This window comes from Streptomyces sp. NPDC046881 (genome assembly GCF_040645015.1).
Classification (GTDB): domain Bacteria; phylum Actinomycetota; class Actinomycetes; order Streptomycetales; family Streptomycetaceae; genus Streptomyces.
Genome location: NZ_JBEYXJ010000021.1, coordinates 80408 through 95309, shown reverse-complemented (window position 1 = coordinate 95309; position 14902 = coordinate 80408). Strand labels below are relative to the sequence as shown.

At 72.5% G+C, this 14902-nt stretch carries 14 protein-coding genes and 1 tRNA gene; 8 read left to right on the top strand and 7 right to left on the bottom strand.

The window, feature by feature from the left end:
* The first annotated feature begins 140 nt into the window (after window positions 1–140).
* Together orn and ABZ923_RS13685 are read left to right on the top strand one after the other, a co-directional pair.
* On the top strand, window positions 141–743 hold the full coding sequence (orn, locus tag ABZ923_RS13690; protein ID WP_361470573.1) for an oligoribonuclease: 603 nt from the start codon (window positions 141–143) through the stop codon (window positions 741–743).
* Window positions 744–872: 129 nt separating this feature from the next.
* A tRNA-His gene (locus ABZ923_RS13685) sits at window positions 873–945 on the top strand.
* Window positions 946–1062: 117 nt separating this feature from the next.
* Here ABZ923_RS13685 and ABZ923_RS13680 read toward each other — a convergent pair.
* The gene (locus tag ABZ923_RS13680; protein ID WP_361470571.1) at window positions 1063–2118 is read right to left on the bottom strand and encodes a LacI family DNA-binding transcriptional regulator; all 1056 of its coding nucleotides are present in this window, start codon (window positions 2116–2118) and stop codon (window positions 1063–1065) included.
* 308 nt (window positions 2119–2426) lie between these two features.
* Here ABZ923_RS13680 and ABZ923_RS13675 point away from each other — a divergent pair, with 308 nt between their 5' ends.
* From ABZ923_RS13675 to ABZ923_RS13660, 4 genes are all read left to right on the top strand, one after another.
* Complete coding sequence (locus ABZ923_RS13675) at window positions 2427–3758, top strand: ABC transporter substrate-binding protein (RefSeq protein ID WP_361470570.1); 1332 nt, start codon at window positions 2427–2429, stop codon at window positions 3756–3758.
* Window positions 3755–4780, top strand: coding sequence for a sugar ABC transporter permease (locus tag ABZ923_RS13670; RefSeq protein ID WP_361470568.1), 1026 nt, complete (start codon window positions 3755–3757; stop codon window positions 4778–4780). The genes ABZ923_RS13675 and ABZ923_RS13670 overlap by 4 nt, the downstream gene beginning before the upstream one ends.
* The gene (locus ABZ923_RS13665; RefSeq protein ID WP_361470566.1) at window positions 4777–5661 is read left to right on the top strand and encodes a carbohydrate ABC transporter permease; all 885 of its coding nucleotides are present in this window, start codon (window positions 4777–4779) and stop codon (window positions 5659–5661) included. The genes ABZ923_RS13670 and ABZ923_RS13665 overlap by 4 nt, the downstream gene beginning before the upstream one ends.
* Before the next feature lie 100 nt (window positions 5662–5761).
* Window positions 5762–7192, top strand: coding sequence for a GH1 family beta-glucosidase (locus ABZ923_RS13660; RefSeq protein WP_361470565.1), 1431 nt, complete (start codon window positions 5762–5764; stop codon window positions 7190–7192).
* A gap of 73 nt (window positions 7193–7265) precedes the next feature.
* On the opposite strand, the gene ABZ923_RS13655 is transcribed toward ABZ923_RS13660, so the two are convergent.
* From ABZ923_RS13655 to ABZ923_RS13645, 3 genes are all read right to left on the bottom strand, one after another.
* Complete coding sequence (locus ABZ923_RS13655; protein ID WP_361470564.1) at window positions 7266–8738, bottom strand: cellulose binding domain-containing protein; 1473 nt, start codon at window positions 8736–8738, stop codon at window positions 7266–7268.
* 111 nt (window positions 8739–8849) lie between these two features.
* Complete coding sequence (locus tag ABZ923_RS13650; protein ID WP_361470563.1) at window positions 8850–10253, bottom strand: HAMP domain-containing sensor histidine kinase; 1404 nt, start codon at window positions 10251–10253, stop codon at window positions 8850–8852.
* Window positions 10253–10969: a response regulator transcription factor gene (locus ABZ923_RS13645; protein WP_361470561.1), complete on the bottom strand. Its 717-nt coding sequence runs from the start codon at window positions 10967–10969 to the stop codon at window positions 10253–10255. The genes ABZ923_RS13650 and ABZ923_RS13645 overlap by 1 nt, the downstream gene beginning before the upstream one ends.
* Before the next feature lie 98 nt (window positions 10970–11067).
* Here ABZ923_RS13645 and ABZ923_RS13640 point away from each other — a divergent pair, with 98 nt between their 5' ends.
* Entirely contained in the window at window positions 11068–11580 is a 513-nt protein-coding gene (locus tag ABZ923_RS13640; protein WP_361470559.1) for a hypothetical protein, read from the top strand.
* Between the two features lie 78 nt (window positions 11581–11658).
* Here ABZ923_RS13640 and ABZ923_RS13635 read toward each other — a convergent pair whose 3' ends face one another.
* From ABZ923_RS13635 to ABZ923_RS13625, 3 genes are read right to left on the bottom strand one after another with little or no spacing between them, the layout of a single operon-like run.
* Window positions 11659–11793 (bottom strand): hypothetical protein, encoded by a 135-nt coding sequence (locus tag ABZ923_RS13635; protein WP_361470557.1) that lies wholly within the window; start codon window positions 11791–11793, stop codon window positions 11659–11661.
* Window positions 11794–11817: 24 nt separating this feature from the next.
* Entirely contained in the window at window positions 11818–12684 is an 867-nt protein-coding gene (locus tag ABZ923_RS13630; RefSeq protein ID WP_361470555.1) for a fused MFS/spermidine synthase, read from the bottom strand.
* 48 nt (window positions 12685–12732) lie between these two features.
* Entirely contained in the window at window positions 12733–13143 is a 411-nt protein-coding gene (locus tag ABZ923_RS13625) for a hypothetical protein (protein ID WP_361470553.1), read from the bottom strand.
* A gap of 265 nt (window positions 13144–13408) precedes the next feature.
* On the opposite strand from ABZ923_RS13625, the gene ABZ923_RS13620 reads away from it, so the two are divergent.
* A complete protein-coding gene (locus ABZ923_RS13620; RefSeq protein WP_361470552.1) occupies window positions 13409–14893 on the top strand; it encodes a hypothetical protein in 1485 nt (494 codons plus the stop codon).
* Window positions 14894–14902: the final 9 nt, after the last annotated feature.

The following is a 14902-nucleotide window of genomic DNA, read 5'->3' as shown; positions in this document are numbered from 1 at the left end:
GGGCAGCTGTTTGGGTGGGCGGCGTGTTTTTTTGGGTTGGGGGGGGGCGGGGCCCGCCGCCCGGGTGGGGTGTTGGGGGCGCTTCGAGGGGGGCGCCACGGTCGGTCCAGCTCAGCGCGGCGCGCCGTAAGGTGAGACACATGAACGATCGCATGGTGTGGATCGACTGCGAGATGACCGGCCTCTCGCTGTCCGACGACGCGCTCATCGAGGTGGCCGCCCTCGTCACCGACTCCGAGCTGAACGTACTCGGCGAGGGGGTGGACATCGTCGTCCGCCCGCCTGCCCGGGCCCTGGAGACGATGCCGGAGGTGGTCCGCCAGATGCACACCGCGTCCGGGCTGCTCGCCGAGCTGGAGAACGGTACGACCCTGAAGGACGCCGAGGAGCAGGTGCTGGCGTACGTGAGGGAGCACGTGAAGGAGCCCGGCAAGGCGCCCCTGTGCGGCAACTCGGTCGGTACCGACCGGGGCTTCCTGCTGCGGGACATGCCGACCCTGGAGGACTACCTCCACTACCGGATCGTCGACGTGTCCTCGGTCAAGGAGCTGGCCCGCCGCTGGTACCCGCGGGCGTACTTCAACAGCCCGGAGAAGAACGGCAACCACCGGGCCCTCGCCGACATCCGCGAGTCCATCGCCGAGCTGCGCTACTACCGCGAGGCCATCTTCGTGCCGCAGCCCGGCCCGGACTCCGACACCGCCAGGGCGATCGCCGCCAAACACGTCCTGCCCGCGCAGTAACCGCCCGGGCGGGCTCCCCCGGGGGCCGCTCGGCGGCCCGCGCGAAAACCTGTGCGCGAGCACCCCTTCGGACCCTGTAGACTTCTTCTCGGCCGGTCGGGGAAACGACAAGTTCCACCACCGGTCATGGTGGGTGTAGCTCAGCTGGTAGAGCACCTGGTTGTGGTCCAGGATGCCGCGGGTTCGAGTCCCGTCACTCACCCTGAAGGTTCAGCCGGTGACTCCGTCGCAAGACGGGGCACCGGCTGAACGCGTTCCGGGGCCCGTTCGGATCGCGTGCGAGCCGGGACCGGCAGACGGGTCGATCTGCCGATCCCCGCTACGACGACGCCCGGACCACCAGTTCCGTCGGGAGCACCGCCCGGCGGCGGTCCAGGCCGCGGGACGCGGGTGGGCGGCGGTCGGCGATCTCGGTGAGAAGAAGGTCGATCATCGCGCGGCCCATCTCCTCGATGGGCTGGCGGACGCTGGTGAGCGGCGGGTCCATGTGGCGGGCGATGGCGGAGTCGTCGTAGCCGACCAGGGCGACGTCGTCGGGGATGCGGCGGCCCGCCTCGCGCAGCACCTGGCGGGCGCCGGCCGCCATCACGTCCGAGCCGGCGAAGACCGCGTCCAGGTCGGGGTGGTGGGACAGCAGGACCGTCATCGCCCGGCGGCCGCCCTCCTCGGTGAAGTCGCCCGGCTCGATGAGCAGGTCGTCGGCCGGGTGGCCCGCGTCGCGCAGCGCGTCGCGGTAGCCGTCGACGCGGCGCTGGGCGCCGTAGACGTCCAGACGGCCGGTGATGTGCGCGATCCGGCGGCGGCCCCGGCCGAGCAGGTGCTCCACGGCCGAGCGGGCCCCGCCGTAGTTGTCCGAGTCCACCGAGGTGAGCGACTCGGCCGCCGAGCGCGGGCCGCTGATCACGGCGGGGATCTCCAGCTGGGACAGGAGATCGGGCAGGGGGTCGTCGGCGTGGACGGAGACCAGCAGGACACCGTCGACGCGGTGGGCCGCCAGGTACTGGGCCAGGCGCTGCCGCTCGCGGTCGCTGCCCGCGAAGATCAGCAGCAGCTGCATCTCGGTGTCGGAGATCTCGGCACCGACCCCGCGCAGCATGTCCGAGAAGTACGGCTCGGCGAAGAACCGGGTCTCCGGCTCGGGGACGACCAGGGCGATGGCGTCGGTGCGGTTGGCCGCGAGGGCGCGGGCGGCGGTGTTGGGGACGTAGCCGAGTTCGGCGACGGCCGCCTGGACCGCGGCGCGGGTGGCGTCGCTGACCCGGGGGGAGCCGTTGATCACCCGGGAGACCGTGCCCCGCCCGACCCCGGCCCGCGCGGCGACCTCTTCGAGCGTGGGCCGCCCTCCGCTCCGGCCCCGCCCTCCGTGGCTTGCCATGGGCTCCGCCTTTCTCGCCGTGTCTGTTCTGGCTGGAATCTAACAGTCCTGGCCAGAGTGGTGAGCGGTGCCAGGTGGCCCGCGAGGGCAGTTAACAGGCAGATAACTGAACGCGGTTCGCCCTGTCCGCTCCCTTGACACCCTGGCGGGAACCGACGACCCTTCAACACATCACTTGTGGGAGCGCTCCCACAGTACCTGACACCTACACATTCCGCACGTTCCCCGCCCGAGCCGCAGCGAGTACGAACGGGCCCAATTCCAGCAGTTGGCCGGGGGGTCGGCACGTCAGGCAACAGGAGGACGTAATGCGCACGAGCATCCGCCGGTCCCATCGGCTGATGGCCTTCACGGCCGTGGCCGCACTGACCACCGGGCTGCTGGCCGGCTGCGCCAGCGACTCGGACGACGGCTCGTCGGACAACTCGGGCGGCGACGGGGGTGGCGGCAAGGGCAGGATCACGCTGACCATCGGGACCTTCGGCGTCTTCGGCTACAAGCAGGCCGGCCTCTACGACGAGTACATGAAGCTCCACAAGGACATCAGCATCAAGGAGAACGTCACCACTCGTACCGACGTCTACTGGCCGAAGGTGCTCACCCGCCTCCAGGCCGGCTCCGGCACCGACGACGTCCAGGCCATCGAGGTCGGCAACATCACCGAGGCCGTGCAGACCCAGGCGAACAAGTTCGTCGACCTCGGCAAGGAGGTCGACAAGTCGCAGTGGCTGGACTGGAAGCTCGCGCAGGCCACCACCAAGGACGGCAGGACCATCGGCCTCGGCACGGACATCGGCCCGATGGCGATCTGCTACCGCAAGGACCTGTTCAAGAAGGCCGGTCTGGAGACGGACCGGACCAAGCTGGCCGCCCAGTGGAAGGGTGACTGGCAGAAGTACGTCGACGTGGGCAAGCAGTACATGAAGAAGGCGCCGAACGGCACCAAGTTCGTGGATTCCGCCTCCTCGGTGTACAACGCGGCCCTCGGCGGCGCCGAGACCCGGTACTACGACAAGGACGGCAACGTCGTCTGGGACGAGTCCGACGGTGTGAAGAAGTCCTGGGACGCGGCGATGGCCGTCGCCACCAGCAACATGTCGGCCAAGCTGAAGCAGTTCGACAAGCCGTGGGACCAGGGCTTCGCCAACGGCACCTTCGCGAGCGTGGCCTGCCCGGCCTGGATGATCGGCTACATCGAGCAGAAGTCCGGTGACTCCGGCAAGGGCAACTGGGACGTGGCGGCGGCCCCGACCGCGGCCAACTGGGGCGGCTCCTTCCTGGGCGTGCCGACGGCGGGCAAGCACCAGAAGGAGGCCATCGAGCTGGTGAAGTGGCTGACCGCGCCGGAGCAGCAGGCGAAGGTCTTCGCCAAGCAGGCCAGCTTCCCGTCGACCCCGTCGGCGTACGCCGGCCTGAAGCCGGCCGCCGACACCACGACGTACTTCTCGAACGCGCCGATCACGCAGATCTTCGCCGACTCGGCGAAGACCATCCCGGTCCAGTACTTCGGCGTCAAGGACCAGCCGATCAACAGCGCGCTGACCGACGTCGGCATCCTCCAGGTCGAGCAGAAGGGCAAGTCGCCCGAGCAGGGCTGGGACGCCGCGAAGAACGAGATCAAGGACGTGCTCGGCCAGTGAGCAGCTCCAAGCAGGCTCTCGCGCATCCCGCGTCGAGCGCCGAGGCCGCGCCCGGCACCTCGCCGGGCGCGGCCCGGGGCGCTCGCGGTCGCGGTGCGCCGTCGGCGCCCGACTCCTGGCGCAGCCGGCTGTACCGCTGGGACATGAAGGCGTCGCCGTACGTCTTCGTCGCCCCCTTCTTCCTTCTCTTCGGGGCCTTCTCGCTGGTCCCGCTGCTCTACACGGCCTGGTACTCGCTGCACGACGTGCAGCTGTCGGCGCTCGACCACCAGACCTGGGCGGGCCTGGACAACTACCGGAACCTGCTGTCCTCGGACTTCTTCTGGAACGCCCTGAAGAACACCCTCAGCATCGGCGTCATCTCGACGGTGCCGCAGCTGCTGGCCGCGCTCGCGCTCGCGCACCTGCTCAACTACAAGCTGCGCGGCTCGACCATGTGGCGCGTGGTGATGCTGACCCCGTACGCCACCTCGGTGGCGGCGGCGACCCTGGTGTTCACGCTGCTGTACTCGTGGGACGGCGGCATGGTCAACTGGGTCCTCCACTTCTTCGGGGTGGATCCGGTCAACTGGCGTGAGTCCGACTGGGGTTCGCAGTTCGCGGTGTCGTCCATCGTGATCTGGCGGTGGACCGGTTACAACGCGCTGATCTACCTGGCCGCCATGCAGGCGATCCCGGCCGACCTGTACGAGTCGGCGGCGATCGACGGCGCCAACCGCTGGCAGCAGTTCCGGCACGTGACCATTCCGCAGCTGCGGCCGACGATCCTGTTCACGGTGGTCGTCTCCACCATCGGCGCGACCCAGCTCTTCGGTGAGCCGCTGCTGTTCGGCGGGGTCAGCGGGTCCAAGGGCGGCTCGGAGCACCAGTACCAGACGCTCGGTCTGTACATGTACGACCAGGGCTGGATCATCGGCAACCTCGGCAAGGCGTCCGCGATCGCCTGGTCGATGTTCCTGATCCTGCTGCTCGTGGCCGCGGTCAATCTGCTGCTCACCCGACGGCTGAGGAAGTCCCAATGACCACCACTGAAGCGACCCTGCCCCGGGAGGCGGGCCGGCGCCGCGGCCGGATGGGCGCGGGCAAGCAGCTGCACGCCGGCCCGGTGACCTACCTCGTGCTCACCGTGTTCGCGCTGGTCTCGCTGGCCCCGCTGGTGTGGACGGCGATCGCGGCCTCCCGCACCGACCGGCGCCTGGCCCAGACCCCGCCGCCGCTGTGGTTCGGCGGCAACCTCTTCAAGAACCTGGAGGCGGCCTGGGACCAGGCCGGACTCGGCACCGCCATGCTGAACTCGGTGATCGTGGCGGGCACCATCACGGTGAGCACGGTGCTGTTCTCCACGCTGGCCGGCTTCGCCTTCGCCAAGCTGCGGTTCCGGTTCTCCAGCGTGCTGTTGCTGCTGACCATCGGCACCATGATGATCCCGCCGCAGCTGGCCGTCGTACCGCTGTACCTGTGGATGTCGGACCTGGGCTGGTCCAACCAGCTCCAGACGGTGATCCTGCCGAGCCTGGTGACCGCGTTCGGCACGTTCTTCATGCGGCAGTACCTGGTGCAGGCGCTGCCGACGGAGCTGATCGAGGCGGCCCGGGTGGACGGGGCGAGCAGCCTGCGGATCGTGTGGCACGTGGTCTTCCCGGCCGCGCGTCCCGCGATGGCGGTGCTGGGCCTGCTGACGTTCGTGTTCGCCTGGAACGACTTCCTGTGGCCGATCATCGCCCTGACCCAGCAGAACCCGACCGTGCAGGTGGCCCTGAACTCGCTCGGCACCGGGTACGTCCCCGACCAGGCGGTGATCATGGCGGGCGCGCTGCTCGGCACGCTGCCGCTGCTGGTCGCCTTCCTGCTGTTCGGCAAGCAGATCGTGGGCGGGATCATGCAGGGCGCGATCAAGGGCTGATCCGCCCGTCCGTCTTCGAGGGGGCCGGGTCACCGCCGTCCCGGCCCCTCCTCCCCCACTTCATCCGTCGGCTCCTCCGACCCTTCATGGGAGCGCTTCCATGCCAGACTCCGTTTCGTCCGTGACGTTTCCTCCCGCCTTCCTCTGGGGCGCCGCGACCTCGGCGTACCAGATCGAGGGGGCGGTGCGGGAGGACGGCCGCACCCCCTCGATCTGGGACACCTTCAGCCATACGCCGGGCAAGACGGCCGCCGGCGAGACGGGGGACGTCGCGGTCGACCACTACCACCGCTACCGCGACGACGTGGCGCTGATGGCGGAGCTGGGCCTGACCGCGTACCGCTTCTCCGTCTCCTGGTCCCGGGTGCAGCCGACCGGCCGGGGGCCGGTGGTCCAGCGGGGGCTGGACTTCTACCGCCGGCTGGTCGACGAGCTGCTGGCGCGGGGCATCAAGCCGGCGCTCACCCTCTACCACTGGGACCTGCCGCAGGAGCTGGAGGACGCGGGCGGCTGGCCGGTGCGGGACACCGCGTTCCGGTTCGCCGAGTACGCCCAGCTCGTCGGCGAGGCGCTCGGTGACCGGGTGGAGCAGTGGATCACCCTCAACGAGCCGTGGTGCAGCGCCTTCCTGGGGTACGGCTCGGGCGTGCACGCCCCGGGGCGCACCGACCCGGCGGCCTCGCTGCGCGCGGCGCACCACCTCAACCTGGGGCACGGGCTGGCCGCTTCGGCCCTGCGGGCGGCGATGCCGGCCCGCAACCAGATCGCGGTCAGCCTCAACTCCTCCGTCGTACGGCCGCTCTCCCAGGACCCGGCGGACCTGGCCGCGGCCCGCCGGATCGACGACCTGGCCAACGGCGTCTTCCACGGCCCGATGCTGCACGGCGCGTACCCGTCGTCGCTGCTGGAGGCCACGCGCTCGGTGACCGACTGGTCGTACGTCCTCGACGGCGACCTCCGCACGATCAACGCCCCGCTGGACGCGCTGGGCCTGAACTACTACACGCCGACCCTGGTCTCGGCCGCGTCCGGCGAGGCCAAGGGCCCCCGGGCGGACGGGCACGGCTCCAGCGAGCACTCGCCCTGGCCGGCCGCGGACGACATCCTCTTCCACCAGACTCCCGGCGACCGCACGGAGATGGGCTGGACGATCGACCCGACGGGCCTGTACGACCTGATCACGCGCTACACGCGCGAGGCGCCGGGCCTGCCCCTGTACGTCACCGAGAACGGCGCGGCCTACGACGACAAGCCCGACCCCGACGGCCGGGTGCACGACCCCGAGCGCATCGCCTACCTGCACGGGCATCTGTCGGAGGTGCGCCGCGCGATCGCCGACGGCGCGGATGTGCGCGGGTACTACCTGTGGTCCCTGATGGACAACTTCGAGTGGGCGTACGGCTACGGCAAGCGGTTCGGCGCGGTGTACGTGGACTACGCGACGCTGGAGCGGACGCCGAAGTCGAGCGCGCGGTGGTACGCGCAGGCGGCCCGGACGGGGGTACTGCCGCCGGTGGAACCCGCCGTGTGACAGGCGGGGCGCGGCCCGTCGTGGGAGCGGGCCGCGCCTCTGGTACGCGAGCTATCTCTTCTCTGCGCGGGAGTTATCCCTTGTACGCCGCGAACGCCTTCGCGAAGGCGGACTTCTCCTGGATGACGGAGCTGCAGGTGGCGTCGGCGGTGGGCTTGGTGCCGCCCGCGCACTGCTGGTCGCGGGTCGCGGACCACATGGAGAGCCAGCCGAGGCCCTTGGACTTGGCGAAGTTCACCAGCTGGGTGGCGTCCTCGACCTTGAAGATCTCGGAGGAGACGTCGTTGACGCCGATCATCGGGGTGACGGCGACGGTCTTCCAGGCGGCGGTGTCGGACAGCCCCAGCACGCTCTTGACCTGGGCCTGGGTGGCCGTCGCCGCCTGCTCGGCGTACGTGCCCATGTCACCGCTGTACGCGGGGCCGTAGTCCATCGCCATGATGTTCACCGTGCTGATCTTCACGCCGTTGGCCTTGGCGTCGGCGAGCAGGTTCACGCCGTCCTGGGTGAGGCCCTCGGGCATCACCGGGAGGGTGAAGGAGACGTCCAGGCCCGGGTGCTGGGCCTGGAGCTTGGCGATGGCCTGGGCGCGGCGGGTGTTGGCGGCGGTGTTGGGCAGCGCGCCGCCCTCGACGTCGAAGTCCACCTTGGTCAGCTTGAACGCGTCGACCGCCTTGCCGTAGGCCGCCGCCAGCGCGTCCGCGGAGGAGCAGGTGGTGGCCAGCTCGGAGCCGGAGGCGCCGCCGAAGGAGACCCGGACGTCGCCGCCCTTGGCGCGCAGCGAGCCGATCTGCGCGGCCACGGCGTCGCCGGTGAGGTCCGTGACGCCGCCCCACTTGGGGGTGCAGCCGCCGCCGTCGGTGAGGAAGGCGAGGTTGTAGTTCTTCACGCCGGTCGCGTCGGCGGCGCCGAGGAGGTCGAAGGCCGGGTAGAGGCTGGTGTCGACGTAGGGGGCGAAGCCGGCGGAGCCGGTGGTGCCGGTCCCGGAGTCGCCCGTGGGGGTGGGCGTGGCGGTGGGCGTGGCGGTCGTCTTGGTGGGGGTGGGCGTGGGAGTCGACTTGGTGGGCGTGGGGGCCGGCGTGGTCTGCGTCGGCCGGCCGCTCGGCTCGGGGGTCGCGCCGCCGTCGGCGGAACACTGTGTGTCGTCGATACGACAGCCGGTCGGGTCGCCGCTGCCGCTCACCACGAAGCCGACGGTCACCGACTTGCCGGGGGCCAGGCCGTCGGTGTCCCACTTGGCCGGCTGCACGGTGACGTGCCGGCCGCTCACGCTGGACTCGCCGTTCCAGAGCGAGCCGAGCTTGGCGCCCTCCGGGAGGTCGAACTCCAGTGTCCAGGTCTTCTCGGCCGCACCGGTGTTGTTGGTGACGACGTACTGGGCGGTGTAACCCGTCGACCATTCGCTGGTCTTCGTGTACGCCGCGTTCACCCCGGCCGCGTTCGCGGTGCCGGTGAGCAGGACCGCGCCGCCGCCCGCCACGGCCGCGGCCACCAGGCCGCCTATCGCCTTGTTCCTGCCACTGATCCTGCGCCGGTGCGTGCTCATGCGCGTGCCTGCCTTCGCTGTTCACGGGGGGTGGGGTGTGGCAGCACGCTAGCGACCGGGAACAGGACAAACGGCTTGTTCCGGCCGCCGGTCGGAGACCTTAGGGTTCGCTTAAGGAAGGGATCGGGGACGGTTAAAGGTCGAGACCAATTTGCCCGGTCGGCGCCTCCGGGCGACCCCCCGCCGTCTGCGCCCCGCCGGCCCCCGCGCGTCCAGCTGGAACCAGATCCGCACCTCCGTGCCGCCCAGCACCGAGGCGCCGATGCGGACGTCTCCGCCGGTGGACTCGGCGAGCCGGCGCACGATGTCCAGGCCGAGGCCGGTGGAGCCGGTGGTGCCGGAGCCCCGGCCGCGGGCCATCGCCGCCTCGGGGTCGGGTATGCCGGGACCCGCGTCCGAGACGAGCACGATCACCGCGTCCTCGCCGTTGTGCACGTCGACCGCGAAGGCGGTGCCCTCGGGGGTGTGCCGGAAGACGTTGCCGAACAGGGCGTCGAGGGCGGCGGCCAGGTCGGCGCGGGCCACGGGTATGCGCACCGGCCGGTCCACGCCGGCCACCCGCCACTTGCGGCCCTCGTCCTCGGCGAGCGCGGACCAGAACTCCATCCGCTCACGCACCACTTCGGCCGCGTCGCACCCGGCGCCGGGCCCGGCGGCGGCCGTCTGCGGCTTGGCCTCCCGGGCCGTGCGGATGATGGTGTCGACCTCGCTCTCCAGCTGGGCGACGGCGGCGCGGGTCTGCTCGGCGGCCGGCCCGGCGCCGAGGGAGGCCGCGTTGAGCCGGAGGACGGTGAGCGGGGTGCGCAGCCGGTGCGAGAGGTCGGCGGCCAGTTCCCGCTCGTTGGCGAGGAGTTGGACGACCTGGTCGGCCATGGAGTTGAACGCGGCGGCGGCGAGCCGGAGTTCGGTCGGGCCCTCCTCCCGCACCCGGGCGCCCAGCTTGCCCTCGCCCAGGTCGCGCGCGCCCTCGACCAGCCGCCGGGCGGGCCGCACCATGCGCACCCCGAGCCGGTCGGCGACGGCCACCGAGCCGACGATCAGCGCGAGCCCGACGGCCGCGAGCACCGCCCAGGCCGTGCCGACGCCGTGGGTCACCTCGGACTCGGGGACGTACACCTCGACCACGGCGATGGCGGTGGAGCCGAGCGCGACCGGCTGGAGCAGGGTGGAGCCGCCGGGCACGGTGGTGGTGGAGGCGCGGCCCAGTTTCCGTACGGCCTGGATGTCGCGGGCGGTGGCGCGCTGCCGGCCGATGTCGAGCGCGCTCCGGCCGCCGTCGGCGGGCAGGTGGACGGCCATTCCGGAGTCGGCGCCGGCCGAGGCCACCACGCGCTCCAGCTGGTCCCGGTCGGTGGTGATGGACAGGGCGGGCGCGACCGCGGCGGCCTGCCGCTCGGCGTTCGAGAAGGCGCGGTCGCGGGCCATCTCCTTGACGACCAGGCCGAGCGGGACGGCGAAGGCGACCACGACCATCGTGGTGACCGCCAGGCAGACCTTGACCAGGGCCCACCTCATCACGGGACCTGCCCGTCGACCGAGGGGTCCGCGGGAGGTTCGAGCTTCACACCGACACCGCGCAGGGTGTGCAGATAACGCGGCCGGGCGGCCGTCTCCCCCAGTTTCCGGCGCAGCCAGGACAGGTGGACGTCGATGGTCTGGTCGTCGCCGTAGGACTGCTGCCAGACCTCGGCGAGGAGTTCCTTGCGCGGGACGACGACCCCGGGGCGGCCGGCCAGGAAGGCCAGCAGGTCGAACTCCCGGCGGGTCAGGTCGAGCCGGACGCCGTCCAACGCGGCCTGGCGGCGCAGCGGGTCGACGGTGAGCCCGCCGACGCGCAGGACGGCCGGGGGCGGGGCCTCCGCGCCGGCGGAACGGGCCCGGCGCAGCACGGCCGCGATCCGCGCGGAGAGGTGCTCGACGGAGAAGGGCTTGGTGAGATAGTCGTCCGCCCCCGCGTTCAGCAGCCGGACGACCTCCGTCTCGTCGTCCCGGGCGGTGGCGATGATGACGGGCACGTCCGTGATGCCGCGGAGCATCTTCAGGGCCTCGGAGCCGTCCAGGTCGGGCAGTCCGAGGTCCAGGATGACCAGGTCGAAGCGGAAATGGGCGACCTCGCGCAGCGCCTCCAGTGCCGTACCGACGCTGCGCACGGTGTGTGCGGCGTCGGTCAGATGCCGGATGAGCGCCGAGCGTACGAACTGGTCGTCCTCGACGACGAGCACACTTGCCATGCGCCGCACCGTACGCCATGCGGCCGACCCGGGCGGGCGCCTGTGGATAACCCGGGGCATGTGCACACGGCGGTACCGCTGGGGCAGTATGGCCCGCGATGCGCAGAGGACTCGTACACGTACTGGCATGGCTGCTCGCGACGGGAGCGTCGGTCACGCTGTCGTGGTGGGGTGTGCACTCGGTGATGGCGGGGACGGCGTACGACCCGCCGCGGGCCCTGCCGGTCACGGCGGCCGACGCGGACACCCGGGACGTGCGGCCCGCTTCCCGGACGCCCTCTCCCTCCCCGACCCCGTCGCACGCGCGGCCGTCCCGGCCGGCGCCCACGCCGACGCGCATCCCGGCCCGCACCCGGCCGCCCTCCCCGACCGCCTCCGCCACCGCCTCCGGCCGGGTCAGGTCCTACGACACCGACGGCGGCCGGGCGGTGTTCGACCTGGGTCCGGCCGACGCGACGCTGGTCTCGGCGACCCCCGGGACCGGCTGGGGAATGCAGGTGTGGAAGACGGAGAGCTGGATCCGGGTGGAGTTCAGCCGGGGCGCGGACCGGGTGTCGGTGTTCTGCACCTGGCACGACGGGCCGCCACGGGTGGAGGTCGGGACCTACTGAGCGGAACGGCCGCCCCGGCCGACCGGCCGGCGGGGGGGCGGCCTTCACCGCGGCGCTACGACCACGCGCCCGCCGGGGTCATTGGGCGCAGACGACGTAGACGGTGCCGCTGGCCGCGGCGCCGTTGACCCGCTGGCGGATGTCCCCCTTCCAGCCGATCGGCTGGCCGGCGGAGTTCTGGACCGGCTCGGTGCGCGCGACGTGACGGGTCACCAGATCAGCAGCAGCCGCGGGACCCTAGCGGAACACCGAGGGCGGCGGGGCCGGGGAGGCCACCGCGGTCTCGTCCGTCACGGGCGGCGCGCCACCGGTGAAGTCGGTGAGCTGCCTGCCGTGTTCGACCCGGCCGGGGTGCGGGTCGGAGGCGGCGCGGCGGGTGAGGTCGGCGAGCGGCAGCGGGGTGTCGGCGGCGACCAGGATCGCGTTGCCGAAGCGCTTGCCGCGCAGCACGGCCGCGTCGGCGATCAGCGCGAGTTCCCCGAACCGGGCCGCGGCGGTGGCGATCTGCCCGCGCAGGTGCGCGAGCGGCGGACCGTCGGCGAGGTTGGCCGCGTAGACGCCGGAGGGCTTCAGGGCGCGGCGGACCTCGTCCAGGAACTCGGTGGAGGTGAGGTGGGCGGGGGTGCGGGCGCCGCTGAACACGTCCGCGACGACCAGGTCGGCCCAGCCGTCCGGCACCTTGGCCAGGCCCGCGCGCGCGTCGACGGCGCGCACCCGGATCCGCGCGTTGGCGTCCAGCGGCAGCTCGCGGCGGACCAGGTCGACCAGGCGCGCGTCCCGCTCCACGACCTGCTGGGTGGAGCGGGGCCGGGTCGCGGCGACGTACCGCGCGAGGGTGAACGCGCCGCCGCCGAGGTGCACGGCGTGCACGGGCCTGCCGGGCGGGGCGACGAGGTCGATGACATGGCCGAGACGGCGCTGGTATTCGAAGGAGAGGTGGGCCGGGTCGTCGAGGTCGACGTGCGACTGGGGCGCTCCGTCGATCAGCAGCGTCCAGGCCCGGCCGCGGTCCGGGTCGGGCACGAGCCGCGCGATCCCGCCGTCGACCGGTTCCTCGACGGCGACGGCGGCCGGCCTGCGCCGCGTGTTCCTGGACCTGCCCATGGGGCCATTTTCGCAGCTGCCGCGAGCGGGAGCGGCCGCGGGCGGGCGTCAGCGGCAGTTGTCGGCGGCCTCGAGCAGACGGGCCGCCTCGCCCAGGGCCCGGCGCAGCACCACCGGGTCGGTGGCGAGGTCGGCCTCGCCGGGCGGCAGCAGCCAGCCGGATCCCGCCACCGGCGGCTCGGGGGCCAGCCGCAGCCCGCGGCCGTCCGTCTCGGTGCAGGTGCTGCCGGGCAGGTCCCAGCCGGCGGCCGTACCGGCCGGCACCAGGAAGCCGAGGGTGCCGCAGCCGTCGTCGTGCAGCACGGGGCCCACCGCGTCCGCGGCTCCCCGCCGCAGGATGTCGACCGCCTCCAGCCCCTGCCGGGTCGGCACCGTCACGAGGTCGCATGCCGTGTCACCCGCCGTGCACGACGACGCCGGCGACGACGTACAAGGTTCGTTGCTCTGGCTGGTCTCCATGCCGGCCTCCACCACACAGCCCTGTTGCGGTCCGTGGGGTCCAACGCGCGAGCGCGTCAACGGCTACGGCACAAGTGCGCCGCAAAGGATGGCACTTCATGGCAGATCGTGGATGAGATATCCGGTTTGTAGCCAAACACCGCGTGGCGGGTCCTTCACAGCAGGTACGTTCATGCCCGCCGGAACCGAGGCGTCACACGGGCAACTCGTCCCGAAATCATCCCGGTCCGGCATGGTTCGACGGTTCGCACGAGAGGACCCGGCCATGGCGTCGTCAACCGTGACCTCGTCACAGCCCGAACGGCCAGCCCGGCCGAACCTCGCCTTCCGGCAGCTGCGCGGCCGGCGCTCACCGGCCGAGTTCGCGGCGCTGGTGCGGCGGGCGGCACGGGAGATCGGTGAGCGGGTGAGCTGTGACGCGCGCTACATCGGCCGGGTCGAGGCCGGCGAGATCCGCTGCCCCAACTACGCGTACGAACGGGTGTTCCTGCACATGTTCCCCGGCCGCACCCTCACCGACCTCGGCTTCGCCCCCCGCTCGGCCGTCCGCGGGCGCGCGGCGCGGACGGCCGTGGAGGCGCCGCAGCCGCACCCCGCGGACGCGGGGCCCGGTGAGTCACGCGCGGCCGGGGAGCCGTATGACCCCTACGACACGCAGGACACGCACGATCCGCACGACCGGTACGAACCGCACGAGCCCTGTGCGGAAGTCCCCCTGAACCACGAGGAGAGCGACGTGCTGCGTCGCGCATTCATGACCGGCGGAGGCGCCACGGTGGCCGCCGCCACACTGGCCCCGCTGGGGCTCGCCACCGGCGCCGCGGCGGCCGAACGGCCGCTGCGGCGGGCCGGAACCCCTGAGGTGGCCGCACTGGAGGAGGCCGTCCGCCGGATCCGGCTGCTCGACGACCGGCACGGCGCGGACGGCCTCTACCGGCGCGCGGCCGCTCCGCTGCGCGCCGCCTACGCGCTGCTCGACGCCGGCGCGACCCGGCAGACCACCGCCGACCGGTTGCACGCGGGCGCCGGTGAACTCGCCATCTCGGTGGGCTGGCTGGCCCACGACTCCGGGCGCTTCGACGATGCCCGCTCGCACTACGCGGAGGCGCTGGCCACCGCCCGCATGACCGGAGACCCGGCCCTGGAGGCGCACGCCTTCTGCAACACCGCGTTCCTGGCCCGGGACGCCGGGCGCCCCCGGGAGGCGGTCCGGGCCGCGCAGGCCGCGCAGCGCGCCGCCCGGCCGCTCGGTTCCGACCGGCTGATGTCCCTGCTCGCGCTGCGCGAGGCGGGCGGCTGGGCGGGGCTGGCCGACCGCACCGGCTGCGCGCAGGCGCTGGCCCGCGCGCACGCCCTCTTCGAGCGGGGCCGCTCGGACGCCGACCCCGAGTGGATGAGTTTCTACGGAGAGGCCGAGCTGGAGGGACTGGAGGCGCAGTGCTGGTCCACGCTGGGCGACTGGGGGCGGGCGTCCCGGCACGCGCGGCGGGCGGCGCACCTGCAGGACCCGCACTTCACCCGCAACATCGCGCTCTACACCGCGGAGCTGGCCGACGACCTCGCCCGCGAGGGCCGTCCCGACGAGGCGGCGGAGGCGGGGCTGCGGGTGCTGTCGTTGCTGGACCAGGTCCAGTCCTCCCGCATCCAGACGATGCTCGCCGGGACCGCGCGGGTGCTGTTGCCGCACCGGCGGGCGTCGGGGGTGTCGGAGTTCCTGGACCGCCACGCCTCGCTGCCCCGGCGGGTGTAGGGGCGTCCC

Excerpts from the sequence above, each read along its gene's own strand:
- orn (WP_361470573.1), top strand. The coding sequence starts at position 141 with ATGAACGATCGCATGGTGTGGATCGACTGCGAGATGACCGGCCTCTCG.
- ABZ923_RS13680 (WP_361470571.1), bottom strand. The coding sequence starts at position 2,118 with ATGGCAAGCCACGGAGGGCGGGGCCGGAGCGGAGGGCGGCCCACGCTC.
- ABZ923_RS13675 (WP_361470570.1), top strand. The coding sequence starts at position 2,427 with ATGCGCACGAGCATCCGCCGGTCCCATCGGCTGATGGCCTTCACGGCC.
- ABZ923_RS13665 (WP_361470566.1), top strand. The coding sequence starts at position 4,777 with ATGACCACCACTGAAGCGACCCTGCCCCGGGAGGCGGGCCGGCGCCGC.
- ABZ923_RS13660 (WP_361470565.1), top strand. The coding sequence starts at position 5,762 with ATGCCAGACTCCGTTTCGTCCGTGACGTTTCCTCCCGCCTTCCTCTGG.
- ABZ923_RS13655 (WP_361470564.1), bottom strand. The coding sequence starts at position 8,738 with ATGAGCACGCACCGGCGCAGGATCAGTGGCAGGAACAAGGCGATAGGC.
- ABZ923_RS13650 (WP_361470563.1), bottom strand. The coding sequence starts at position 10,253 with ATGAGGTGGGCCCTGGTCAAGGTCTGCCTGGCGGTCACCACGATGGTC.
- ABZ923_RS13645 (WP_361470561.1), bottom strand. The coding sequence starts at position 10,969 with ATGGCAAGTGTGCTCGTCGTCGAGGACGACCAGTTCGTACGCTCGGCG.
- ABZ923_RS13640 (WP_361470559.1), top strand. The coding sequence starts at position 11,068 with ATGCGCAGAGGACTCGTACACGTACTGGCATGGCTGCTCGCGACGGGA.
- ABZ923_RS13630 (WP_361470555.1), bottom strand. The coding sequence starts at position 12,684 with ATGGGCAGGTCCAGGAACACGCGGCGCAGGCCGGCCGCCGTCGCCGTC.
- ABZ923_RS13625 (WP_361470553.1), bottom strand. The coding sequence starts at position 13,143 with ATGGAGACCAGCCAGAGCAACGAACCTTGTACGTCGTCGCCGGCGTCG.
- ABZ923_RS13620 (WP_361470552.1), top strand. The coding sequence starts at position 13,409 with ATGGCGTCGTCAACCGTGACCTCGTCACAGCCCGAACGGCCAGCCCGG.